Here is a 23,731-nt window from a genome sequence, read left to right as displayed (position 1 = left end):
CCAGCAGAATTGATTTTGCTGATCAACAATCGGCTGCCAGACTGGCGGCCGATTTCTTTTGCAGGGGCACGATCATGTCGGGTGAAACAAGTCTGGCCACGCTGTTGCGCAGCATGCGGCCGCAGTTGAATGAAGGCAGCTACGTGTTCTGCACGCTGGCCGACTGGTCGGGGCTGCAGCCTGACGAGGTGATCGGCAGTTTTCGCGAGCAGGAGGGGCTGACGGTGATCGTGTCGCGTGGGCGGGCGGAGGCGCTGAAACTGCCTTTCAGCTACGAGGCCGCGTGGATCACCCTGACGGTGCATTCGTCGCTGGAGGCGGTGGGCCTGACCGCGGCGTTCGCCACGGCGCTGGGCCAGGCCGGCATCAGCTGCAACGTGGTGGCCGCGTTCTACCATGACCATATCTTCGTCGCGCAGGCCGATGCGCAGCGGGCGATGGCGGTGCTGGAAGGGTTGGCGGCGGGGGCCTGATGATAGCAGGGGCCTTCGCCGGCAAGGCCGGCTCCTACAGGTTCGGCGTTCTCTGCAGCAGCCAGCCTTGCCGGCGCCTGGGCCATCGGCCACGATGCACCTCCCCCCGCCCTACACGGAACGTCAGCATGGCCCAGATCAAGATCTATGGATTGCGCACCACCCTCGACCAGCACCGCCCTGCCCTTGCCGAAGCCATCCATGGCGCGGTGATGAGCGCCCTGCAGTACCCGCCGGAAAAACGCTTCCAGCGCTACCTGGCCCTGGACCCCGCCGACTTCCTCTACCCCGACGACCGCAGCGAACACTACCTGATCATCGAGATCAGCCTGTTCGAAGGCCGCTCCAGCGCCGCAAAGAAAGACCTCATCCGCCAACTGTTCCAGCGCATCGGCGAGCACACCGGCATCGGCGCCCAGGACATCGAGATCACCCTGTTCGAGACCCCCCGCGAAAACTGGGGCATACGCGGCCTGCCCGGCGACGAGCTGGGCCTGAACTACACCGTGGAGGTCTGAACACACGCGCCGACCGGTAGCAGCAGCCGTGCATTCTTCTGCTTAACTGGAAGAACCCGGGCCACAGGCTGCCCGCCTTTTGCACAGGTGAACGACCATGGCGCGCACCACCCCCATCGAGCTGTACCGCAATATCGGCATTGTCGCCCACGTCGACGCGGGCAAGACCACCACCACCGAACGCATCCTGTTCTACACCGGGGTCAACCACAAGATGGGCGAAGTGCACGACGGCGCCGCGACCATGGACTGGATGGCCCAGGAACAGGAGCGCGGCATCACCATCACCTCCGCCGCCACCACCGCCTTCTGGCAGGGCTCGACCAAGCAGTTTCCCGAGAAATTCCGCTTCAACATCATCGATACCCCCGGCCACGTCGACTTCACCATCGAGGTGGAGCGCTCGCTGCGCGTGCTCGATGGCGCGGTGGTGGTGTTCAGCGGCGCCGACGGGGTCGAGCCGCAGTCCGAGACGGTGTGGCGCCAGGCCAACAAGTACCATGTGCCGCGCCTGGCCTACATCAACAAGATGGACCGCCAGGGCGCGGACTTCCTGCGCGTGGTCAAACAGATCGACAAGCGCCTGGGCCACCACCCGGTGCCGATCCAGCTGGCCATCGGCGCCGAGGAACACTTCATCGGCCAGATCGACCTGGTGAAGATGAAGGCCATCTACTGGAACGAGGCCGACAACGGCACCAGCTACCGCGAAGAGGCGATACCGGCCGACATGCTGGAGCTGGCCACCGAGTGGCGTGCGCACATGATCGAGGCCGCCGCCGAGGCCAACGACGAGTTCATGGAGCTGTACCTCAACGGCACCGAACTCGACAACGAGCAGATCAAGGCCGGGCTGCGCCAGCGCACCCTCAACAACGAGATCGTGCCGGCCATCTGCGGGTCGTCGTTCAAGAACAAGGGCGTGCCGCTGATGCTCGACGCGGTGATCGACTACCTGCCCGCCCCGTCCGAGATCCCCTCCATCAACGGCACCGACCCGGATCATGAAGACCGGCACCTGGAGCGCCATGCCGACGACAGCGAGCCGTTCTCGGCGCTGGCCTTCAAGATTGCCACCGACCCCTTTGTAGGCACCCTGACCTTCGCCCGGGTGTACTCCGGGGTACTGAACTCGGGCGATGCGGTACTCAACTCGGTCAAGGGCAAGAAGGAGCGCGTGGGCCGCATGGTGCAGATGCACGCCAACCAGCGCGCCGAGATCAAGGCGGTGTGCGCCGGCGACATTGCCGCACTGATCGGCATGAAGGACGTGACCACCGGCGACACCCTGTGCGACATCAACCAGCCGATCATCCTCGAACGCATGGACTTCCCCGATCCGGTGATCTCGGTGGCCGTGGAACCCAGGACCAAGGCCGACCAGGAGAAGATGGGCATCGCCCTGAGCAAGCTGGCCCAGGAAGACCCGTCATTTCGCGTGCGCACCGATGAAGAAACCGCGCAGACGATCATCTCCGGCATGGGCGAGTTGCACCTGGACATCATCGTCGACCGCATGCGCCGCGAATTCGGCGTCGAGGCCAATGTGGGCAAGCCGCAGGTGGCCTACCGCGAGAAGATCCGCAACACCTGCGAGATCGAAGGCAAGTTCGTGCGCCAGTCTGGCGGGCGCGGCCAGTACGGGCACTGCTGGATCCGCTTCGCCCCGGCCGAGGAAGGCAAGGAAGGCCTGGAGTTCGTCAACGAGGTGGTCGGCGGCGTGATACCGCGCGAGTACATCCCGGCGATCCAGAAGGGCATCGAGGAGCAGATGAAGAACGGCGTGCTGGCCGGCTACCCGCTGATCGGCCTGAAGGCCACGGTGTTCGACGGCTCGTACCACGACGTCGACTCCAACGAGATGGCGTTCAAGGTGGCGGCGTCGATGGCCACCAAGCAACTGGCGCAGAAAGGCGGCGCGGTGCTGCTGGAGCCGGTGATGAAGGTCGAGGTGGTGACCCCCGAGAAGTACCAGGGCGACATCCTCGGCGACCTCAGCCGGCGCCGCGGGCTGATCCAGGAAGGCGAGGACACCCCGGCCGGCAAGGTGATCCGCGCCGACGTGCCGCTGGGCGAGATGTTCGGCTATTCGACGCAGATGCGCTCGATGACCCAGGGCCGCGCCAGCTACACCATGGAGTTCACCAAGTATGCCGAGGCGCCGGCGAGCGTGGCCGATGCCATCATCAAAAAGCAGGGCTAGGTCGTCGCGCGATTACTGCACGGTCGACGCCCCGCCGACCCGGTCGCTGGGTGCAAGGATGTGCTGATTGCTGACCACCAGCTGCAGCAGGTGTGCACTTGGCCGGTAAAAGGGGCGCCTGCTCAGTGTGTGGTCAAGCCAGGCATTGAGCTCGTACAGGCGCACCGGTGCTTCACCCGGGTAGTCCGCCAGTACGGCGAGGACCATGTTCCGCACCGCAGGGCTGGAACGCAGGCAACGGCTGTCGATGTACTGCCCTATGAACTGGCGAACATCCGCTGTCTCGCTGTGTGAAATGAAGATTGTCCGCACGCTGTCGGGGCATCGCTGCTCAAGATCGGGCGCCATGATTGCCTCCTGTGGAATGCTGCCGTCGCTTGACGCCATTGAACGATACAGCCGGGCCCCGTTCCATCAGGCAAACCTGAAAACGCGGGCACGCCTACTGGAACAGGTTGGCCTCCAGGCAGTACGAGATCAGCTCCTGGTCGCTGCGCACATCCAGCTTGCGCATGGCCGCGATCTTTTGCGTGCTGATGGTCTTGGGGCTGCGATTCTGATTGATCGCGATGTCGCGCAGGCTCATGCCCGCCACGAACAGACGCAGGATCTCCACTTCGCGGGTGGAAAGCGAAGCCATGCGCTCGTCGATCTGGTAGCCGTTGTCGATCACCGAGTTCCGGTTCGCCGGCGCCAGCTTGTAGATGCGGTTCTGGCTCAAGGCTTCCAGTGCGCGCAGCAACTCTTCGTTCACCGTACGCTTGTCGATCACACCCGCCACGCCCAGATTGTAAAGCCGCGTGAGGATGAGGCTGTTGGACACCATCGTCAGCACCAGCACGCGCAGCGCGGGGAAGTTGCGCGTCAGGTAGGTGATCAGCCGCAGGCCGTCGCCATACTGGGAACTCTCCGGCATGTTGTAGTCGGTGATCAGGATCTGGGGCTGCTTGTCGTGCAGCACGTTGATCAGTTCGGTAGAGCTGCCCGCTTCGCCAACCACCTCGAAGCGCGGGTCGGACTTGATGAGTTCGCGTACGCCAAACAGCACGATCGGGTGGTCATCGGCGATGACTACGGTGATTTTATGCATGATCGCTCCGGTGTGCACAAAGTGTGGCAAGTCTCGGCCCGGGTCATACCGACCTCATCAAGTCGCAGAGCCGGTCGAGCGCCTGGTGAATATCGTCAATCAAGGTGAGCTGCAGGCTGGGCGCGCGCAGGCGGTGCTCAAGCTCACCGAACAGCCTGGCCAGCGCGTGCGCCTGCACCACCGACAGTGCGCCACTGACACCATGCACTTTGTGCAGGACGTCGGTTTGCTCGCCGGCCGCCAGGGCCAGGCGAATGGCGCGGATGTCCTTCTCCATGGTACTCAAAAACAGGTCGCGCATGGCCGGCGACAACACGATGCCCGCTGCCGATGACTCCGCCTCGGCCAACTGCACCGACAGCTCTAGCGACGGCTGGCGCCCGGCCTCCTCGTGCGCCAGCGCCGGGGTGACATTGAGCAGCAGGTTGCGCAAGGTGGTCAGGCTCAGCGGCTTGACCACCCAGCAGGTCATGCCCGCTGCCTGGCAACGCTCGCCCTCGTCGCGCATGGCATTGGCGGTAACGCCGATGATCGGCGCCTTGGCGTTCTGCAGGCGTATCGCGCGCGCCAACTCGTAGCCGTTCATGACCGGCATGTTGACATCGGTCAGCAGCACGTCGAAGCGGTACTTGCGCCACTGCTGCAGCGCCTGCTGGCCATCGCTGGCCAGTTCCACGGTGCAGCCCAGGGCTTCGAGTTGTTCCTTGAGAATGGCCTGGTTGATCAGGTTGTCCTCGGCCACCAGCACCTGCAGGCCAAGCGCCGGCAAGGCAGGGGGTGCGCCAGGCGGCGCGGGCTCGGTGACGCCGTTCTTTTCCATCAGCACGGCGCCGGCAATCGCCCGCACATGATTGGCGCTGACGCGCCAGCCCGCCTCCATCGGCTCGGGAACCTGCGGGCCGTCGTAGTCGCACAACAGGCGCCGGCCGTTCCAGTCCGGCAGCCACTTGCCGTTGCCCAGTACCTCGACCAGCAGCGCCCCGCTGTGCACCTCGTGCTGCGCGGCGCTGAGCACCGTAACCGTGGCATGCCAGCGCAGCAGCCAGCTGCCGATGTTCTCGGCCAGCTCCAGCACGGGCGCACGCACGTACACCTGCACGCCGCCGAGGTCGATGCCAGGTTCTGCCGGCAACGGCGTGTCCGGCAGCACGAACGGCAGGCGTAGCGTGAAACTGCTGCCCAACCCCTGTTCGCTGACCACCTTAACCTCGCCGCCCATCAACGCACTGAAGCGGCTGCAGATCGACAGGCCAAGCCCGGTGCCGCTGACAAGGTTGCTCGCGCGGGCCTGGTAGAACGGCTCGAACAGGTGCAGCTGCTGCTCCGGGGAAATGCCGATGCCGGTGTCGGTGACCTGGAGTTCCAGCATGATGTCTTGCCCTTCGCCCCTGGCCACGCGACAGCGCAGCACAACCCGCCCGATGTCGGTGAACTTGATCGCATTGCCCAGCAGGTTGTTGAGGATCTGCCAGATGCGCACCTCGTCCCCTACCAGCTGGTCGGGTATTTCCGGTGCCACGCAGGCATAGATCTGCAGGCCCTTTGCACGCGCGTTGGCGATGTGCGCGGACATCACGTCCTCGATCAGGCCCAATGGCGAAAAGGCCACCGACTCAAGGGTGAGTTGACCCGACTCGATCCTGGACACGTCCAGCACATCGCTGATCAGTTGCAACAATGTCGAGGACGAGCGCTGGATGATGCTGAGGTAATCCATCTGGCGCTGGTCGAGGCCGGTCAGGCCGAGCAGCTCCAGGGTGCCCAATACGCCGTACAGCGGGGTGCGGATCTCGTGGCTCATGGTCGCCAGGAAGAGGGTCTTGGCTTCACTGGCCTTGTCGGCCATGGACTTGGCCTGGCTCAAGGCCACCGCGCGTTCCAGGTGTTCGGTGACGTCGGTGAACGCGCACAGCAGAACCTGCTGGTCCTGGTAGCGGGTCGAGGAGAAACTGAGCCGGAAACAGCGACCCTGCAGCACCATGCTCGCCTCGCCGCACAGTTCGATGCCGGGTTGGCGCGCCATCTCGACGATGGACTGCGCCACTTCGCGACTGTCCTTGGCACGCTGATTCTCCACCACCACCTGGAGGTCGTGCAGGCGGATGACAATCAGCCCGGCAGGTGCACTTTCGATCACCGCCAGGCTGAACGCCTGGCTGTCGAGCAGCTCGCTCCGGGCCTGGCGAGCCGGCGCGATGACCTGCCGGCGATAGTGGTAGTACAGCCACCCCAGCAGGGCACTGAGCAACGCGAATGCCAGCACGATGCGCAGCAGCGGTAAATTCGCCCCACGGATGAAGCTGACGCAATCGACGCAGTACTGCGCTGCCCATTGCTCGTGGGTCATCGCCAGCAGGAAGATCAGGGCAATGCCAAGCAGCAAGCCGATACCGAGGCGTAGGGAGCTTCTGGCCAACGACGTCACTCTCGCCTCTCTTCACGCTGGCAGTGCTGCAGGCAGGTGAACAGCGCACCGAGGCCGAAGGGTTTGACCAGCAGCTGCTGCATGCCTACCGCCAGGCACCGATCGCCCTCGTCGCGCATGGCATTGGCCGTGGCACCGATGATGGGCACCACGCAGCCTTGACGACGAAGGGCCTTGGCCAGGTCATAGCCATTCATGCGCGGCATGTTGATGTCGGTGAGCACCACGTCGAACACCTCGTTCTGCCACAGCGCCAGGGCCTCATGCCCATCGCGGGCCAGGCCCACGCTGCACCCCAGCTCTTCCAGCTGGTCCTTGACGATCAGCTGGTTGATCACATTGTCTTCGGCGACCAGTACCCTCAGGTCCAGTTGCCGGGTGATCTCGTGCTCGATCCGGCCAGGCGCCGGGGGGGCGATGCCCTGGGCCTGGCTGACGGCCGCCAGCAGCCCGTTCAGGTCGTTGAGCTTGACCCGCCAGTAGCGTTGCTGCGACGGCGGCTCGCACTCCTGCGGGCAAATCACTACACGCGGCCCGCTCCACTCCAGCAGGACGGGGTGCGCGGTGTGCGGGTGGGCCTCCACCAGCAGCACGTCATGCGCGGCCTGGATCTCGGGTGGCAGCCCCATATGGGTCTGCGCGCCCCAGCGCCGCAGCCAGCCACTGACGTATTCGGCCATTTCCAGCACCGGGGAATGCACGTAGATCATCTCGTCGGCCAGGCGCGGCGTGTCGCTCGCCGGCATCGGGTACGAGCGCCCCAGCGGAATGCTCAAGGTAAAGCTGCTGCCCAGGCCCACGGCGCTGACCACGCGGATGCTGCCGTTCATCAAGGCGGCCAGGCGCTGGCAGATGGACAGGCCCAGGCCGGTGCCGGGCACCACGTTGGTCTTGGTCGAGGACTGGTAGAACGGCTCGAACAGCAAGGCCTGGTCGTCCGGGGCAATGCCCGGGCCGCTGTCGCTGACCTGCCAGAGGATGTCGGCCCGTTCCTCGGTCATCGAGCCGACCTTGGCACGCAGTACGATCTGCCCGCTCTCGGTGAACTTCACCGCATTGTTGAGCAGGTTGTTCAGCACCTGGCGGATGCGCGTTATGTCGCCGCGCAACAGCGCCGGCATGTGCGGGTCGACGAAGGCATACAGATACAACCCCTTGCTGCGCGCAGCACCGGCGTAGCTCTGGGTCACGTCGTGGATCAGCTCCAGCGGCGAGAACTCGCTGGCCTCCAGGGCCAACTGACCGGCTTCGATCTTGGCCACATCGAGAACATCGCACACCAGGTTGAGCAGCGCTGCCGAGGAACTCTCGATGGCGTGCAGGTAGTCTTTCTGCGGCCCCCTCAGCTCGGTACGGGCCAGCAGCTCCAGGGTTCCGAGCACGCCATACAACGGCGTGCGTATCTCGTGACTCATGGTCGCCAGGAACAGTGTCTTGGCTTCATTGGCGGCATCGGCCATCTGCTTGGCCATGGTCATCGCGGCCTCGGCCTGCTTGCGCGTACTGATATCGCTGAAGGCGCAGAACAGCACATCCTCGCCGTTGTAGCGGGTGCGCACGAAACTCAGGTGCAGGTGGCGACCGTCGCCAGCCTGGAACTCGTCGGACTGGACGATTTCGCGGTCGCTGAAGGCTTGTTCGATCCAGCCGTGGCACAGGCGCTCGCGCTCCTTGCACTCGCCCAGCCACTGCTGCGACAAGGTGTTCTCCAGTACCACCTGGCCATCCGCGCGGCGCAGCACGCACAGCGCCACCGGGGCGGTCTGGATGATCGCGCGGTTGAACGCTTCACTTTCGATCAGTGCATCGATGCGCTGGGTTGCCGGGGTGATCAGGCGCCGTTCGACGCGCGTCACCAGGCGCCCCACCAGCACGCCGATCAGCAGGATCAGGGCGCTGGCAGCCAGCAACGGCCACCACAACACCTTGAGCAAGGCCTCCAGCCCAATGGCATAGAACAGCTTCCAATCCGAGTAGCCCAGCTTCTTGCGCATCACCAGCTGGTCGGGCCAGAAGCCTTCCCCGGAGAAGCCGAAGTCATGGCCTGTCTCCAGCTTCGGCAAGGGCAGCGACGGGTACACGCTCGACACGCTGCGCATCATCACATCGCCTCTGGGGTTGAGCATCATGAACTGCCCTGCCGCGTCATCGTGCAGCGTGCTGGCCACGTCGCTGGCATCCATCTCCATGCCGAGCCAGCCCGATCGGGGCTGGTGGAAATCCACCCGCACGAACAGATACAGCCGCGGCGTCGACGCCTGCTGATCGCTGAGCCAGACCGCCTGGTCCGCCTCGGGCAGGGTGGGATCAATACGCTGCAGGCGGCTCAGCACCGCGCCAGGGATCGGCGTATCGAAGCTGACCGTGCGGTTCAGGTACACCACGCGGGCCGCCACCTGATCGGCGACGTACAGCAGGTTGATGCGGTTTGTGGTGAGGAAATCCACCATGCGCCCGGACAACTGCAGGTCCCAGCGGAGGTCGTCACCGGGCTGTCGGTGGCCGACCTGCTGCGCCACCGCGAACTGTTGCCCAGGTGGCTTCGCCACCGCCGACAGCGCGAGGCTCTTGAGCAGCGCCTCGCGCTGGGTGAAGAACACCCGTGCATTGGCGATGGCATCGCTCATGAGCCCCTGACGACGGGAAACTTCGTTCCTGAGAATCGAGCTCAGGGAAATGATCGCACCCACCACCATGCCCAGCACCAGTAACTGGGCGAACAATCGCAGCAGCCGGCGCACGGCCTTGGGGGTGGAGAAGAACGAGTCGGTGGGTTGCAGGAAATGCTTCAATTTCATGGCGCCAGCTTAAGTGCCCTTTGCTGCGCAGCACTATCAGGCAAGCCTTAAAAATGCGCCCCAGCACAGCCAGGGCGCTTGGCTCAGCTCGATGTACCGCCGCGAATGCGCATGCCGTGGCTGGGGCACGGGCGCGGTTTCACGTGGTGAAGCGCCGGGTCAGGTCGGCCATGGCAATCGCCAGCCTGGACAGCTCGTTGCTTGCAGTGGCCGTCTGGCTGGCGCCGTCGGAGGTCTGCACCGAGTGATCGCGAATGCTCACCAGGTTGTGGTCCACCGAACGTGCCACCTGCGCCTGCTCTTCGGAAGCGGTTGCAATCAGGAAGTTGCGGTCGTTGATCTCGGTGATCGAACGGGCAATCGCATCCAGTGCGGCGCCGGCTTCCTGCGCGATCCCCAGGGTGTCCTGGGCATTGACGCGGCTTTGCGACATCGCCGTTACCGCCTGCTCGGCCCCCGCCTGGATGTCGGCGATCATGGTCTCGATTTCCTTGGTGGACTCCTGGGTACGGTGGGCCAGTGCCCTCACCTCGTCGGCCACCACAGCGAACCCGCGCCCCTGGTCACCGGCCCTGGCAGCCTCGATGGCAGCATTGAGGGCCAGCAGGTTGGTCTGCTCGGCAATCGCGCGAATCACGTCCAGCACCTTGCTGATGTTCTGTGCCCTGTTCGCAAGGCCTTCGACTTCCCCGCTGGTGGACTCGACAATCGTTGTCAGGTTCTGGATGGCGACAACCGCCTGGGTCACCCGCTCGGAACCGGTGCGGGTCGAACTGGCGGATTGCTGGGTGACTTCCGACGCGGAGGCTGCGTTGCGCGCCACCTCTTCGACCGCAACCGTCATCTCGTTCACGGCGGTGGCGGCCTGTTCGATTTCATCGCTCTGCTGCTGCAGCCCGCGGCTCGATTCCTCGGCCACCGAATGCATCTGTTCGGCCGCTGCGGCCAACTGGTTCGACGAGTCGCCCATCAGACGAATGGTGTCACGCAGGCTGGCCTGCATGCTCGCGGTCGAGGCCATCAGGTCGGTCAGCTCGTCCTTGCCGGACATCGGCACGACACTGCGCAGGTCGCCTTCGGCAATCCGCTGGTTGATCCCCAGCACCGCCAGCAACGGTACGGTGATGCTGCGCGCAAACAGAACCCCCATCAGGATGCTCAACACCACGACCACGCTGATGATCACGATCACGGTCTTCACCGAGCTCTGATAGATGGCCTCGGACTCGATCCCCGATTGGCGGGCACCTTCGCGGTTGATGTCCATCATCTTGCCGATAACGACCTGCAGGCTGTTCGCCAGCGGCCGAGTCGTCTGGTTGAGGTACTCGGTGGCTTCGGCGGCGTGGTCGGCCTGCACCCGTTCCAGAAAGCTGTCCAGCTGCCCTATGTAGTTGGCGATCCCTGTCTTGACATCGTCGTAGGCCGCTTGTTCGTCCGGGCTGGACACCTGGTGACGATAGTCGGTGACCGCCTTGTCGAGCTCGCTGCGTGCGCCGGTGATGGTCTCGATGGACATCTTCCTGATCGCTGGGTCATCGGTACTGAGGAGGCGATAGCTTTCAAGCCGCAGGCGCAGCACCAGCGCGTCGATCGCGCCTCCCTGGCGCACACTTTCCATCCAGTTCTTCTCGATTTCCAGGGCAGCGGCACGCACTCGGCCCATTTGCATGATGGAAACCACACCCAGGACAATGACCAGCACGTTCAATACGAAAAACACCAGTATTGCTCGATGGCCCAGCCTGAAATTTCTAAGCAGCATGTTCAATCCCTCATAGAAACAAGCAGAAAATCGGAGGCACCCGACTCCGCGTCGTTGCTGGTGGGGACTTTAATGAGGGCGTTTGAAATAGCCTATCAGGCAAGCCTGAAAACGGGCCTGCACACCGCCCTCCGATGATCGGCGATCGAGGTACGCCCACACTCCGAGCGGCAAGGCGCCCTTGCGTGGCGGTGGCAGCCGCTAGTTGAACAGGCGTTGCAACTCCGTCGGCGGCAAGGGCCGACTGAGCAGGTAACCCTGCGCGTAATGGCAGCCCTGGCCCACGATGAAGTCCAGGTGGTCAGCCTCCTCGACGCCTTCGGCAACCACTTCGAAGCCCAGCTCGCACCCCAGCCCGATGATTGCACGACAGATCGCGTGCAGCTTGCCGCTCTGGGGCTGGCCGCTGACGAAGCTCCTGTCGACCTTGAGGATGCTCAATGGAAAACGCAGCAGGCAACTCAGGGCTGAGTAGCCGGTGCCGAAATCATCCAGCGCCAGCCGCACGCCCATGCTCACCAGTTCATCGAGGCAGGCCTTGACCTGGGCACTGTCGCTGACCCACTGGCTTTCGGTGATTTCCAGGATCAGGCTCGCCGGCGGCAGCCCGCAGGCCTGCAGAACGCGCCGCACCGAGGCGGCGAAGCCGACCTGCTCCAGCTGCAGGCTGGAGACGTTGACCGAACAGTGCAGCTGCCCCTGCCCGGCCAGTTGCCAGTCGCGGACCTGTCGACAGGCGCGCTGCAGCACCCACTCGCCAACCGGTACGATCTGCCCGGTGGCTTCAAGGGTGGGGATGAACGCCAGCGGCGGCACCAGTTGCCCGGCAGATCGCCAGCGCAGCAGCGCCTCGACACCCGCGATGTAGGGGCGACCCTGATCGACGCGGTAGAGCGGTTGATAATGCAGTTCGAACTGATCCCGCTCCAGGGCCCTTCCGAGGTCCGACTGCAACGACGTACTCGCGACGGGCGTCGAGACCACGCAAAGCGCCGACTGATTCATCACTCACCCCTCCCACGCAGGCGTGCCATAGCCCATCCACCGCTTCGAAAGACTCCTCCAATCAACAGGCTTGCCGTCAGAGAACGTCACTCCCGTGACAGGCCAATGTTCAGGCACATGCCGCAGCGCGGACCATCAGCAGATCCTTAAAAATGCGCGTGGGCTCAGGCGGTGTGCTGCTCCCCCGCACGCCTGAGCAGTTGCTTGCAGCGCTCGGTCAGGTGCACCACGCGCAGGTGCTTGCCGGCCTTGGCATAGCGCTCGCGCAGGGTCTTGATGGCAGCGATCGCCGAGTAGTCGACCACCCGCAGGTGGGCGCAGTCCAGGGTCACCTCGGCCGGGTCGTCGGCCGGGGTGAACTGGTTCAGAAAGGTGGTGACCGACGCAAAGAACAGGGTGCCGTGCACGCGGTACAGCTTGCTGCCGTCGGCGTGCACGTCGCTGTCGGCGTACAGCTCGCGGGCCTGCTGCCAGGCAAAGTTCAGGGCGGCGATGATGATGCCGAACATCACGGCAGCCGCCAGGTCGGTGAACACCGTGACCACGGTGACCGCCACGATGGTCAGCACGTCGTTCACCGGCACCTTGTGCAGCACCCGCAGCGATGCCCAGGCGAAGGTCTGCTGCGCCACCACGAACATCACCCCCACCAGTGCCGCCAGCGGAATGCGCTCGATCAGCGGCGCGAGAAACAGCACGAACATCAGGATCATCACCCCGGCCACGACGCCCGACAGCCGGCCGCGCCCGCCGGAGCCGAGGTTGATCACGGTCTGCCCGATCATCGCGCAGCCGCCCATGCCGCCGCACAGGCCCGAGACCATGTTGGCCGCGCCCAGCGCCACGCATTCGCGGTCGGGGTGGCCGCGGCTCTCGGTGATTTCGTCGGTGAGGTTGAGGGTGAGCAGGGTTTCGAGCAGGCCGACCATGGCCATCAGTACTGCGTATGGCGCGATGATGCGCAGGGTGTCGAGGGTCCATGGCACCTCGGGCAGGGCCAGGCCCGGCAGGCCGCCGGCAATGTGCGCCATGTCGCCCAGGGTGCGGGTGGGCAGGTCGAACAGGTACACCAGCAGGCCCACGCCGAGAATCGCCACCAGCGCCGGCGGCACGGCGCGGGTCAGGCGTGGCAGCACGTAGACGATGGCCATGGTCAGTGCCACCAGGCCGAGCATCAGGTACAGCGCATTGCCGGCAAGCCAGGCCTGGCCGGACTTGAAGTGTTCGAGCTGGGCCAGGGCAATCACGATGGCCAGGCCGTTGACGAAGCCGAGCATCACCGGGTACGGCACCAGGCGCACCAGCTTGCCCAGGCGCAGCAGGCCGAACAGCAGCATCACCAGCCCGCCCAGCAGCACCGTGGCCAGCAGGTATTGCACGCCGTGCTGCACCACCAGCGCGACGATCACCACCGCCATCGAGCCGGCGGCGCCGGAAACCATGCCCGGGCGCCCACCGAACAGTGCGGTCAGGGTGCAGATGATGAAGGCGCCGTACAGGCCCATCAGCGGGTTGAGGTGCGCAACCAGGGCGAAGGCGATGCACTCGGGCACCAGGGCGAAGGCGGTGGTGAGGCCGGCGAGCACGTCGGCGCGCACGGGGGCGAGTCGGAAGGGTTTGCGTGTGGGCTGCATCGGGGTTCCAATCGGCAGGGCATCGCCTGCGGGGGTGACAGGGCATCGAGGGGGTGCAAAAGGTTGGCTAGCTTACCTCAAACACAAACGGCGTCGCAGCCATCGCGGGGCAAGCCCGCTCCCACAGGACTGTGCAGAGCCTGTGGGAGCGGGCTTGACCCGCGATGAAGGGGACACCCTCATCGCACCCGGTCGCGGCTCTGCACCGCCAGGTCCAGGGCCTTGTGCATGTCCAGCCGCGCCGAGCGGCCGACGTCCTTGTCATTGAGCTGGTAGTTGCGCTCGGACGGCAGGATCGGCGCGGTCAGGTCTTCGGCGTCCATCGGCTCGAAGTCGCCCTCGCCGCCCAGGGTCATGGCGCTGCGGCGCAGCAACAGGCGCAGTTGCTCGGGCTGCAGGCGCGGGTTGATCGAGAGCATGGCCGCCACCACCCCGGCCACCATCGGCGTGGCATAGGAGGTACCGCAGTGCACCTCGCCGCGCTGGTCGGCCTGCACAGTGGACGCCTGCACGCAGGCGGCGGCGGTGATGTCCACGCGCGCATCGATGTTGGAGGCGGCGCGCTTGACCACATAGGCCGGATCATCCACCGCCACCGGGCGCTCGCTGCGCTGGTGCCCGCCCACCACCAGCAACTGCTCGGTGACGAACGAGGACGGCAGGCGGTACTCGTCGGTACCCGAGTACGACGCGCCATTGCCCGCCGAGTTGATCACCACCACGTCCTGGTGCTCCTTGCGCAGCCACAGGAAGAACTCCTCCAGCAGCTCTTCATAGCCGCTCATGGCCAGGCCCGAGCGCACCAGCGAGTCGACCTCGTCGCCCTCGACGTTCTTCGCCCCCACCCGGTGGATGCCCCAGCTCCAGTTCAGCACCCGCACGCCGTCCTCCACCAGGTTGACCGAGGCGGCGATGTTGGCGGTGATGCCGGCGTCGGAATTGCGCTCCACGATCACCTCGAAGCCGGGGCTGGCCGGGTCGAGCCCGCGCAGAAAACCGGTATTGCCGCCCTGCTCCCAGCGCGCGGCGAGCACCCCGGCCACCGTGCTGCCATGCCCGTCGGGCTTGTCGGCGTCACGCGCGTACAGGCAGGTGCGTGGTCGCTCGCCGCGGCACGGGCCCAGGTAATCGGCGAAATCGGGGGCGTCGAAATCCACGTCGCGCTCGATCACGCCGATGCGAACCGGGCTGACCGGTACCGCCGCATCGCGGGCAGGGATGCGCCGCTGGTAGAAGTTGACCGCGTCCATGAAACGGTTGGCGGCCCACTCCTCGCCGCCGGGCCGGGCCTGCGCATCTGCGGATTCGCGCTCCTCGCCCTTTTCCGGCGCGGACTCCTCGATCACCACGGCGTCCACGCTGACCTCGCTGCCCAGGCGCAGCACCATGGCATCGCGCTGCACCAGGTCACTGACCGGCAGGCGCAGCTGGTAGACGTTCAGCGGCGCGATCGCCCCCACCACCTTGGCGCCGTACTTGTCGGCCAGGCGCCGGGCCTCCTGCAGGCCGTCGTGGCGCTCTTCGATCAGCAGGCTGACCAGGTCGACATAGGTGGTCAGGCCGTCCATGTTCTTCGCCACCTCGCCCGGCCCGGCGGGCACCACATGGCTGGCCTTGAGCGACAGCCACACCGGGTTGCTGGCCTGGCCGCCCGCGTCCTGCAGCCACAACGGGCCGCTGTCCAACCGCGCCGTATCGAGGTTCAGGCGCAGCGTATCGCCATCGCGGGTGACACGGGCGGCGGGCAGCACGTGCCCGTCCAGATGCACCCCGGGCGTGCCCTGCGCCAGGCCGCGGGTGCTCACGCACCACTGCTGCTGCACCGCGCTCAGCACATCGCCACAGCGCTGCAGGCCGGTGATGCGCAAGGGCTCGGCGGCGATGGCCAGGGTGCTGGCCAGGGCCAGCAGGGCGAAACCGGGTGCAAACAGGTGGGGCAGCATGGGCGACTCCGTTGCAGGGTGGCAGGCAATGACCATCCGACCGGCTGGCGCAGGTCATCGTTCAGCGGGGCAAGGCTTGACCCCGCGTTTGCGCGCCGCGCATGCTTCGGCCTCCACGACTTTCAAGGAACGACTGCATCATGAAGCTGGAAACCTTGGCGATCCATGCGGGCTTCAGCCCCGATCCGACCACCAAAGCGGTTGCGGTGCCGATCTACCAGACCACCTCGTTCGCCTTCGATGACACCCAGCATGGTGCCGACCTGTTCGACCTCAAGGTGGCCGGCAACATCTACAGCCGCATCATGAACCCCACCAACGATGTGCTGGAACAGCGCATGGCCGCGCTGGAAGGCGGCGTGGGCGCACTGGCGGTGGCCTCGGGCATGGCGGCGATCACCTACGCCATCCAGACCGTGGCAGAGGCCGGCGACAACATCGTCTCGGTGGCCAAGCTGTATGGCGGCACCTACAACCTGCTGGCCCATACCCTGCCGCGCTTCGGCATCCAGACCCGCTTCGCCGCCCATGACGACATCGCCGCCCTCGAGGCGCTGATCGACGACAAGACCAAGGCGGTGTTCTGCGAGTCGATCGGCAACCCGGCCGGCAACATCGTCGACCTGCGCGCGCTGGCCGATGCCGCGCACCGCCATGGCGTGCCGCTGATCGTCGACAACACCGTGGCCACGCCGATCCTGTGCCGCCCGTTCGAGCACGGCGCCGACGTGGTGGTGCACTCGCTGACCAAGTACATCGGCGGCCACGGCACCAGCATCGGCGGCATCGTGATCGACTCGGGCAACTTCCCGTGGGCCGACCACAAGCAGCGCTTCGCCCTGCTCAACACCCCCGACCCGTCCTACCACGGCGTGACCTACACCGAGGCCTTCGGCCCGGCGGCGTTCATCGGGCGCTGCCGCGTGGTGCCGCTGCGCAACACCGGCGCGGCGCTGTCGCCGTTCAACGCCTTCCTGATCCTGCAGGGGCTGGAGACCCTGGCCCTGCGCATGGAGCGTCACACCGAGAACGCCCTGAAGGTGGCCCACTACCTGCAGGGTCACGAGCAGGTGGCGTGGGTCAAGTACGCCGGCCTGCCGGACCACCCCGAGCACGCGCTGGCGCTGCGCTACACCGAGGGCAAGCCGGCGTCGATCCTGTCGTTCGGGATCAAGGGCGGCCAGGAGGCCGGTGCACGCTTCATCGACGCACTCAAGCTGGTGGTGCGCCTGGTGAACATCGGCGATGCCAAGTCGCTGGCCTGCCACCCGGCCTCCACCACCCATCGCCAGTTGAACGACGAAGAGCTGGAAAAGGCCGGCGTGCCGCGTGACATGGTGCGCCTGTCGATCGGCATCGAACACAGCGACGACATCCTGGCCGACCTGGCCCAGGCACTGGAAGCGTCGCGCGGCTGAGGCATCGGCGGGCAGGCAAGCGCTACACATTCATCTGTATATCCATACAGATAAACCTTGCCTGCATCGCCAATCCTGCGCATTCTAGGGCCCATCACAGCCCGACCAAGAGCTCACTCGGCCATGCGCCTGTACCTCTGCGAAAAACCCTCCCAGGCCAAGGACATCGCCAAGGTCCTTGGCGCCAGCCGCCGCGGCGACGGTTGCTGGGTCGGCACGGGTGTCACGGTGACCTGGTGCATCGGCCACCTGCTCGAAACCGCCCCGCCCGACGCCTACGATGCCCGCTACAAGCGCTGGTCGCTGGCCGACCTGCCGATCATCCCGGCGCAATGGAAAATGCTGGTAAAACCCAGGACGGCCGCCCAGTTCAAGGCGGTCAAGCGCCTGCTCGGCGAGGCGGCCGAACTGGTGATTGCCACCGACGCCGACCGCGAGGGCGAAATGATCGCCCGCGAGCTGGTGGAGCACTGCCGCTATCGCGGGCCGATCCAGCGCCTGTGGCTGTCGGCGCTGGACGACGCCTCGATCCGCAAGGCCCTGGCCGCCCTCAGGCCCGGCGCCGCCACCTTCAACCTGTACCACTCGGCCCTGGGCCGCTCGCGTGCCGACTGGCTGATCGGCATGAACATGAGCCGGCTGTTCACCCTGCTCGGCCGCCAGTCCGGCTATCAGGGCGTGTTGCCGGTGGGCCGGGTGCAAACCCCGACACTGCGCCTGGTGGTGGACCGCGACCGCAGCATCGCCGATTTCGTGCCGGTGCCGTTCTGGGCCATCGATGTGCAGTTGCGCAGCGCCGGCGAGGTGTTCAATGCCCAGTGGCGTGCGCCCGACGAGCTGTGCGACGACCAGGGCCGCTGCCTGAACCAGGCGTTCGCGCAGCAGGCGGCTGCGGCCATCCAGGCGACGTCCATGGCGCGCCTTTTGACGCTGACCACCGAGCGCGTGCGCGAGGCAGCGCCGCTGCCCTTCGACCTGGGCACCCTGCAGGAGCTGTGCTCGAAGAAATTCGGCCTGGGCGCCCAGGAAACCCTCGACATCGCCCAGGCGCTGTACGAAACCCACAAGGTCATCACCTACCCGCGCAGCGACTGTGGCTACCTGCCCCTGAGCCAGCACGCCGAGGCGCCGGCGATTCTTGCCGCGCTGGGGCGCGCCGACCCGAGCCTGGCGCCCTTGCAGCCGCACCTGCAGGCGCAACGCCGCTCACGCGCGTGGAACGACGCCAAGGTCAGCGCCCACCACGGCATCATCCCCACCGCCGCCGCGCGCGACCCGGCGCGCCTGCCGCCCAAGCACAAGTCGGTGTACGTGCTGATTCGGGCACGTTACCTGGCGCAGTTTCTGCCCAACCATGAATACGACCGCACCCAGGCCGACTTCGATTGCGCCGGGCAGGCGCTGCGTGCGGTGGGCAAGCAGATCGTCGAGCCGGGCTGGCGGCGCGCGCTGCCCGAAGCCCTGACCCCGCCCAAGGGCCGCGAGGCGCCGGTGGCGCAAGTGCTGCCGGCATTGCACGAGGGTCAGCTGTGCGAGGTGGCCGGGGTCAACCTCAAGGACCTGTGGACCCAACCGCCCAAGCCCTTCACCGAAGGCGACCTGATCAAGGCGATGAAGAACGTCGCCAAGCTGGTGGACGACCCGCGCCTTAAACAGAAGCTCAAGGACACCACCGGCATCGGCACCGAAGCGACCCGCGCCGGGATCATCCAGGGCCTGCTCGACCGGGGCTACCTGGTCAAGCAGGGCAAGGCGCTGTCGGCCACGCCGGCGGCGTTCAGCCTGATCGACGCGGTGCCAAGGGCGATTGCCGACCCTGGCACCACGGCGATCTGGGAGCAGGCGCTGGACATGGTGCAGAGCGGCGAAATGAGCCTGGAAGCGTTCGTGGCCAAGCAGTCGGCGTGGATGAGCAAGCAGGTGGAGCGCTGCTCGGGCATGAGCCTGCGCATTTCAGGGCCGCCGGTGCCGGCCGGGCGCGGCGGCGCGCCGTGGAAGAAGAAGCGCAAGAGCAGCGCCACGGCCGGCAAGCGACCCCGTGCCACCAAAGCGAAAAAAACCGGGGCTTAGGCCCGTGCCGGCTGCTTCGCCGGCAAGGCCGGCCCCTACAGAAACCACCGACAAGGAATGTGTATGAAACTGGGCTACACCATCGTTTATGTACCCGATGTTGAGGCATCGTTGAGCTTCTTCGAGAATGCCTTCGGCCTGAAGCGTCGTTTTCTGCATGAGTCCGGCGATTACGGCGAGCTGGACACCGGGCCAACCACCCTGGCCTTCGCGTCGCTGGAACTGGGCGAGTCGAATTTCCCGGAAGGTTTCGTTGCCGCCAGCAACAGCCACAAGCCCCTGGGCATGGAGATCGCGCTGGTGACCGAGAAGGTCGCGGCGGCCCACGCCAATGCCCTGGTCAACGGCGCCGAGGAAATCAGGGCGCCGCAGAGCAAGCCCTGGGGCCAGACGGTTTCCTACTTGCGCTGCCCGGCCGGGGTGCTGGTGGAGCTGTGCTCGCCGATGGGTTGAAAGCGCTTGGCCAGCAAGGCTGGCGCCTACAGGGGCCGTCCTTGGCAAAGCCTTTGGCTCACGCGCGAATCACTGCCTTGAGCACCGTCTTGAACGTCTCGATCTGCTCGTCGCTGAACGCGGCAAACACCGTGTCCTGCTGCTCGCGCGCAATCGTCCACAGGGCCTCGGTCTGGTCGATGCCGGCCACGCTCAGGCGCACATGCCCGGCCGCCTCGCTGTCGCACACCAGCCCCTTGCGCTTGAGGTTGGCCACCGCCTCGTCGATCTCTCGCGCCGGCATCGCCACCTCGCGCTGCAGGTCGGCCAGGTTCAACCCCGCATCGTTCTCCAGCACCATCAGCATGCGCGCCTCGCTGGTGCGCAAGCCACTGGACAGCTGGCGCGGCTGGTAACTGGCTTGGTAGGCACGCAGCGCCTGGGTCATCAGGTAGTACAGGTTGTGGCTCAGGCGCCCCTGAAAATGGCTGCTGGGGGCCTGCCCCTCTTCGCGTCGGGTCATGCGGGTGTGCGGCAGCACCATCGAGTACGCACCCTGGTGGTAGAGCAACGGCGAACGCCCGCCATCGTCGAACGCTACCACCTTGCCCAGCATGATCCAGTGGTCACCGCCGTCGAGCAGCTGATGGCGTTCGCACTGGAAGCACGCGGCGCAATCGGCCAGCAGCGGTGCGCCCCCCTCGCCCGCCCGGTGCTCGATGCCGGCAAAGCGGTCCTCCCGTGGCTTGGCGAAGTTGTTCGACAGCTCGATCTGGTCGGCGGCCAGGATATTCACCGCAAAGTGGCTGGCGGCCTCGAACACCGCGAGGCTGCTGGAGCGCTTGTCCAGGCTCCAGAGGATCAGCGGCGGGTCCAGCGAGACCGAATTGAAGCTGTTGGCCGTGACCCCGACCTTGTTGCCCGCGGCATCGGCGGCGGTGACCACGGTGACGCCGGTGGCGAAGTTGCCCAGGGCGCGGCGGAACGCGCGGCTGTCGAAGGCCACGGCAGGTTCAGTAGACATGCAAGACTCCCCGGCTGCCGCCAGGGCAGCCGTACGTTGTTGTTATGGGCCGGGCGCGGTGTTCACACCATGCTCGGGTCGGGCTCCAGGCCCATCAGCTCGCGACCGAGGATCTGCGCGCAGACGTCGTAGTCGGTGTAGGCATGGGCGCCGGTCATGTGCGAGTCGCGCCACAGGCGCTGCATCTCGTTGGCCTCGAACCAGGCGGTGCCGCCCGCGGCTTCGAACAGGCGATCCACGGCCTGGATGCACATCTTCACCGCATAGCCCTGGTTGGTGCGCCAGAACGCCAGGGTCTCGCGGCTGGGGTACTGGTGGCGGGCGCTGTGGTCGGCGTGCTCCTGCCAGGTTTTTTCGAGAAAGGCCCGCGCGGCGGCCACCTGGTGGGTGGACTCGGCCAGGCGCATCAATGCGGGGGTGGCTGCGCCAACCGCAGCGCCGGTGTAGGCGCGCACGCGGTTGGCGGTCTTCTCGCGGAAGGCCTGGAGCATGCGCTCGGCCACCCCCAGGCTGACCGTGGAAAAGCCACTGGCGAAGTACGGCCGGTACGGCGAATAGAACACCTTGCTGTCCGGGTACAGGCCGAAGCCGGCGGACTTGCCTTCCATCATGTCCTTGGCTTTCTGGATGCGGTACTCGGGCACGAAGGCCTTGTCGATGAGCAGGGTCTTGGTGCCGCTGCCCTTCATGCCCGCAGCGTGCCAGTCGTCGCGGATCACGTAGTCGCTGCGCGGCAGCACGGCGAAGCAGTAGTCCTGGGTGCCTTCGGCGTTGGCGCGGCGGCAGCCGACGATGGCCCATTCGGCATGGTCGCTGCCGCTGCTCCAGCCCATCTCACCGCTGAACAGCAGGCCGCCCTCGACCTCCTCGATACGCCCGAACGGCGCGATGCTGCTGCTGGCAGTGGCGTCGCGGTCGGTGCCCCAGATCTCTTCCTGCAACCGGGCCGGGAACATCGCCAGCTGGTGGCTGTGGGTGCACAGCAGGCTCATGGCCCAGGCGGTACTGGCACAGGCACCGGCCAGCGCGGCGATGCAGTCGGCGAATTCGGGCAGGGAAATTTCCAGGCCGCCATACAGCTTGGGCTGGAAGGTGCGGTGCAGGCCGATGCCCTTGAGCAGCGCGATGTTTTCGGCGGGTACCTGGCGATCCTGCTCGGCACGGGCGGCGTTGGCGGCGATGGTCGGCAACAGTGGCTTGAGGTCTTCAAGCAGCGGGTTTGGCTTTTTCATGGAGGGCCCTGCTTATTATTGGATGTCCGGGCCGGGCTGCGAGGTGGGCAGCTGGCGGCGGATGCAGGGCCAGTATGGGATGGGTGTGACGGGGGGAAAATGCACCTTCCAGAGGCAAGGTTGTACTTTTCATGGGCCTCTTCGCCGGCAAGGCCGGCGCCTACTATCGGTAGGAGCCGGCCTTGCCGGCGAAGGGGCCGCAGGGATCAGCCCTTGACCACCTGCTGCAACCGCTCCCACAGCCTTGCCACATGCTCGCGCTCGGTGGGCAACGCGCCCACCGACACCCGCACCATCCACTGCCCGTTCAACGTCGCCGGGGTCACATACGCCGCGCCCGACGCATTGAGCCGGTCGGCCCAGGCGCGGGTGTGGCGGTCCAGTGCCTCGCCTTCCAGCCCGCCAGGCTGGTGACGAATGCACAGGGTCTGCAACTGCACCGGCGCCAGCACCTCCCAGCCCGGCGCCGCACCTACCTGCTGTTCAAGCCAGCGAGCATTGCCCAGGTCGCGGCGCAGGCGTTGCTGCAAGCCTTCCACGCCTTCGCTGCGCAACATGAACCACAGCTTCAACGCACGAAACCTGCGCCCCAGCGGGATGCCCCAGTCGCGCAGGTTCTTCACTTCGCCATCGACCGCCGACTGCAGGTAGCTGGGGTTGGTGCTCATCACACGGATCAGGTGCTGCGGGTCACGCACGAAATACAGCGAGCAGTCGAACGCCACCCCCAGCCATTTGTGCGCATTGACCACGATGGAGTCGGCCTGCTCGATGCCGGTCCACATCCAGCGGCATTCGGGCAGGATCATCGCCGAACCGGCCATGGCCGAGTCCACATGCAGCCACAGGCCATGGGCGCGGGCGATGCGGCCGATCGGTTCGAGCGGGTCGAGGGCGGTGGTGGCCGTGGTGCCGGTGGTGGCGACCACCGCGCATGGTTGCAGCCCTGCGGCAAGGTCCTGCTCGATGGCCGCTGCCAGCGCTTCAGGGCGCATGGCGAAGGCTTCGTCGACTTCGATGTAGCGGATGTTGTGCTTGCCGAAGCCGGCCAGCAGCGCGGCCTTGTCTACCGAGCTGTGGGCCTGGGCGCTGGTGTAGATCATCAGCGGCCGGGCCTGCGCTTGCAGGCCACCCTTGACCAGCGCGTAGTCGCTGGCGCGCTCGCGGGCGCAGATCAGCGCCACCAGCGTGCTGCTGGAGGCGGTGTCCTGGATCACCCCACTCCAGGCACCGGACAGGCCGATCATCTGGCGCAGCCAGTCGACCGTGGTCTCCTCCAGCTCGCTCAGCGCCGGGCTCGACTGCCACGACAGGCCGAGCACGCCCAGGCCGGTGCTGAGAAAGTCGCCCAGCACCGAAGACAGCGTGCCGTTGGAGGGGAAGTAGCCGAAGAAGTCCGGGTGCTGCCAGTGCGACAGGCCGGGCATCACCAGCTGGTCCACGTCGGCGAGGATCTGCTCGAAGGGTTCGCCCTGCTGCGGCGCGGCCTGGGGCAAGGCATTCTTCAGGTAGCCCGGCTCGACCTGGGCCATGACCGGCAGGCTGGCGACATTGACACGGTAATCGGCGATGCGGTCGATCAGTTGGTGACCTTGCTGGCGAAATTCTTCTGGGCTCACGCGCTGGCTCCTGTGGGGGTGATTGCAGTGCCAGCGAGTCTAGGCGCTGGCTGGCCGCTGAAACACGCCGCGCCGCGCATAG

Annotated in this window: 17 protein-coding genes and 1 pseudogene; 6 read left to right on the top strand and 12 right to left on the bottom strand. The window is 66.0% G+C overall.

Translation table 11 applies throughout. From position 1 onward, the window contains the following. The first annotated feature begins 74 nt into the window (after positions 1-74). The 3 genes from NP552_RS16570 to fusA all read left to right on the top strand — a co-directional run bounded on the left by NP552_RS16570 (position 75) and on the right by fusA (position 3,194). The gene (locus NP552_RS16570) at positions 75-473 is read left to right on the top strand and encodes an ACT domain-containing protein (RefSeq protein WP_210015095.1); all 399 of its coding nucleotides are present in this window, start codon (positions 75-77) and stop codon (positions 471-473) included. 128 nt (positions 474-601) lie between these two features. After that, complete coding sequence (locus NP552_RS16565; protein WP_058540411.1) at positions 602-991, top strand: tautomerase family protein; 390 nt, start codon at positions 602-604, stop codon at positions 989-991. Positions 992-1,088: 97 nt separating this feature from the next. Beyond that, positions 1,089-3,194, top strand: coding sequence for an elongation factor G (gene fusA / locus NP552_RS16560; RefSeq protein ID WP_274096927.1), 2,106 nt, complete (start codon positions 1,089-1,091; stop codon positions 3,192-3,194). Between the two features lie 12 nt (positions 3,195-3,206). On the opposite strand, the gene NP552_RS16555 is transcribed toward fusA, so the two are convergent. From NP552_RS16555 to NP552_RS16520, 9 genes and pseudogenes are all read right to left on the bottom strand, one after another. Beyond that, positions 3,207-3,542 carry a hypothetical protein gene (locus tag NP552_RS16555; RefSeq protein ID WP_274096926.1) on the bottom strand — a complete coding sequence of 112 codons (336 nt, stop codon included), beginning with the start codon at positions 3,540-3,542 and terminating at the stop codon, positions 3,207-3,209. Between the two features lie 94 nt (positions 3,543-3,636). Continuing rightward, a complete protein-coding gene (locus tag NP552_RS16550; protein ID WP_043861102.1) occupies positions 3,637-4,284 on the bottom strand; it encodes a response regulator in 648 nt (215 codons plus the stop codon). Positions 4,285-4,327: 43 nt separating this feature from the next. Next, positions 4,328-6,700 carry an ATP-binding protein gene (locus NP552_RS16545; protein WP_274096925.1) on the bottom strand — a complete coding sequence of 791 codons (2,373 nt, stop codon included), beginning with the start codon at positions 6,698-6,700 and terminating at the stop codon, positions 4,328-4,330. A 5-nt stretch (positions 6,701-6,705) separates the two neighbouring features. Further along, a complete protein-coding gene (locus NP552_RS16540; RefSeq protein WP_274096924.1) occupies positions 6,706-9,507 on the bottom strand; it encodes an ATP-binding protein in 2,802 nt (933 codons plus the stop codon). 139 nt (positions 9,508-9,646) lie between these two features. Continuing rightward, a complete protein-coding gene (locus NP552_RS26090) occupies positions 9,647-10,435 on the bottom strand; it encodes a methyl-accepting chemotaxis protein (RefSeq protein WP_404702909.1) in 789 nt (262 codons plus the stop codon). Positions 10,436-10,504: 69 nt separating this feature from the next. Continuing rightward, positions 10,505-11,272: pseudogene (locus NP552_RS26085) on the bottom strand (MCP four helix bundle domain-containing protein); the annotation flags it as partial. 201 nt (positions 11,273-11,473) lie between these two features. Further along, the gene (locus NP552_RS16530; protein ID WP_274096923.1) at positions 11,474-12,277 is read right to left on the bottom strand and encodes a putative bifunctional diguanylate cyclase/phosphodiesterase; all 804 of its coding nucleotides are present in this window, start codon (positions 12,275-12,277) and stop codon (positions 11,474-11,476) included. A 164-nt stretch (positions 12,278-12,441) separates the two neighbouring features. Continuing rightward, positions 12,442-13,911 carry a SulP family inorganic anion transporter gene (locus NP552_RS16525; RefSeq protein WP_043861106.1) on the bottom strand — a complete coding sequence of 490 codons (1,470 nt, stop codon included), beginning with the start codon at positions 13,909-13,911 and terminating at the stop codon, positions 12,442-12,444. 179 nt (positions 13,912-14,090) lie between these two features. After that, complete coding sequence (locus NP552_RS16520) at positions 14,091-15,854, bottom strand: S8/S53 family peptidase (protein WP_274096922.1); 1,764 nt, start codon at positions 15,852-15,854, stop codon at positions 14,091-14,093. A 140-nt stretch (positions 15,855-15,994) separates the two neighbouring features. On the opposite strand from NP552_RS16520, the gene NP552_RS16515 reads away from it, so the two are divergent. From NP552_RS16515 to NP552_RS16505, 3 genes are all read left to right on the top strand, one after another. After that, the gene (locus tag NP552_RS16515) at positions 15,995-17,272 is read left to right on the top strand and encodes a bifunctional O-acetylhomoserine aminocarboxypropyltransferase/cysteine synthase (protein ID WP_054916502.1); all 1,278 of its coding nucleotides are present in this window, start codon (positions 15,995-15,997) and stop codon (positions 17,270-17,272) included. A gap of 123 nt (positions 17,273-17,395) precedes the next feature. After that, positions 17,396-19,342: a DNA topoisomerase III gene (locus NP552_RS16510; protein WP_078481087.1), complete on the top strand. Its 1,947-nt coding sequence runs from the start codon at positions 17,396-17,398 to the stop codon at positions 19,340-19,342. Positions 19,343-19,405: 63 nt separating this feature from the next. Next, positions 19,406-19,795: a VOC family protein gene (locus NP552_RS16505; protein ID WP_054916504.1), complete on the top strand. Its 390-nt coding sequence runs from the start codon at positions 19,406-19,408 to the stop codon at positions 19,793-19,795. Between the two features lie 58 nt (positions 19,796-19,853). On the opposite strand, the gene NP552_RS16500 is transcribed toward NP552_RS16505, so the two are convergent. The 3 genes from NP552_RS16500 to NP552_RS16490 all read right to left on the bottom strand — a co-directional run bounded on the left by NP552_RS16500 (position 19,854) and on the right by NP552_RS16490 (position 23,649). Continuing rightward, positions 19,854-20,798: a p-hydroxyphenylacetate 3-hydroxylase reductase component gene (locus tag NP552_RS16500; RefSeq protein ID WP_043861111.1), complete on the bottom strand. Its 945-nt coding sequence runs from the start codon at positions 20,796-20,798 to the stop codon at positions 19,854-19,856. Positions 20,799-20,860: 62 nt separating this feature from the next. After that, entirely contained in the window at positions 20,861-22,030 is a 1,170-nt protein-coding gene (locus NP552_RS16495) for a p-hydroxyphenylacetate 3-hydroxylase oxygenase component (protein WP_274096921.1), read from the bottom strand. 206 nt (positions 22,031-22,236) lie between these two features. Beyond that, a complete protein-coding gene (locus NP552_RS16490) occupies positions 22,237-23,649 on the bottom strand; it encodes a DOPA decarboxylase (protein WP_274096920.1) in 1,413 nt (470 codons plus the stop codon). Positions 23,650-23,731: the final 82 nt, after the last annotated feature.

Origin of the sequence: Pseudomonas sp. 8209 (assembly GCF_028682105.1) — a bacterium.
Lineage (GTDB): Bacteria > Pseudomonadota > Gammaproteobacteria > Pseudomonadales > Pseudomonadaceae > Aquipseudomonas > Aquipseudomonas palmensis.
The sequence above is the reverse complement of the archived record's forward strand: the minus strand, read 5'-3'. Positions and strand labels throughout refer to the sequence as shown.